General features: G+C 72.9%; 2 protein-coding genes. Both read right to left on the bottom strand.

All coding sequences use genetic code 11. From position 1 onward, the window contains the following. A partial coding sequence (locus DSX2_RS13655; RefSeq protein WP_020881667.1) for an MFS transporter occupies positions 1-506 on the bottom strand: 506 nt, incomplete at its 3' end. A gap of 174 nt (positions 507-680) precedes the next feature. Beyond that, positions 681-1,146: hypothetical protein (locus DSX2_RS13650; RefSeq protein WP_020881666.1), on the bottom strand; the 466-nt coding region annotated here is incomplete at its 5' end.

Here is a 1,146-nt window from a genome sequence, read left to right as displayed (position 1 = left end):
AGGAGCGGCAGGAGGAAGGGCCAGCGCCAGCCGAGCAGGCCCAGGATGCCGCCGAAGAGCGGATAGCCCGCCATGCCCATGGCCAGCATGGCCGCGTTCAGCCCCGTGGCCGTGGCCAGGTCCTGGCCGTGGAAGAAGTCGCCGAGCAGCGTGGCCGAGATGACGCCGAGCGCCGCGGCGGCCGAGCCCTGCACCACACGCAGGGCCAGGAAGACGACGAAGCTCTTGGCCAGGGCGCACGACGCGCCCGCGAGGGCGAAGACGACGAGCGAGGGCAAAAGCACCTTGCGCCGTCCCATCCGGTCCGCGACCACGCCCCAGACCGGGGTCAGGAAGACGCCGGGCAGGGTGAAGGCGGCCATGACCAGGCCGACGTGCGCCGGGTCCAGCGAGAAGGCCTCGGCCAGGTTCGGGATGACCGGGATGACGGTCGAGACCCCGAGCACGGACATGAGGGTCACGCCGAAGATCAGGCGCAGGTTCTGGTTGCGGAAGAGCGGATGCATCTGGTCCGTTGTCTGCCTGGTGCGGAGGCGGTGTCCTTGAAGATGGATAAGGGCCGTGGGCCGCCGTCCGGCCGTTCGGGCGGCCCGGGCACACTCGTCCCCGGGGCGGCAAATGTCAAGGCGGGGCCGGAAGCGGCGGCCTGCACGGCAGGGCCGGGAGAAAACCGGGGGAGGCTAGCGGGCCCGGACCGTGATTTCGCGCTCGAGCAGCGTGGCCGCCTTGACCCCGCCGCAGCTCGACTTGGCCACCAGGGCCACGGTCACGGCCAGGCGGTAGTCGCCGGGCAGGGAGCAGGTCACGTCGGTGTCCGGGTAGCCGGGCAGGCTCTCGACGCGCCCGTTTTCCGGGCCGCCTTCGGGCCCCGCCGCGCGCTCCACGTTCACGGTCACGAAGAAGCCGGGCGGCGGCGCGGGCGGGGTGAGGCGCACGCGCAGCGTGAAGGGCTTGCCCGCCCTGGCCTCGTAGCTCGTCTTCTCCAACTCGGCGCGGTACGTCGGCGCGGTCAGGGGGCAGGATTCGTCTGCCGCCGGAGCCGCCTGGGTGGAAGCAGCCCGGGCGGACGCCGTCGGGGTCGAAGCCGTCCGGGAAACGGCTCGGGCCGCGCGGACCGGGAGCGGAGAGACGGCCCACAGGGCCGCG

It is taken from the genome of Desulfovibrio sp. X2 (assembly GCF_000422205.1).
Taxonomy (GTDB): domain Bacteria; phylum Desulfobacterota; class Desulfovibrionia; order Desulfovibrionales; family Desulfovibrionaceae; genus Alkalidesulfovibrio.
The sequence above is the reverse complement of the archived record's forward strand: the minus strand, read 5'-3'. Positions and strand labels throughout refer to the sequence as shown.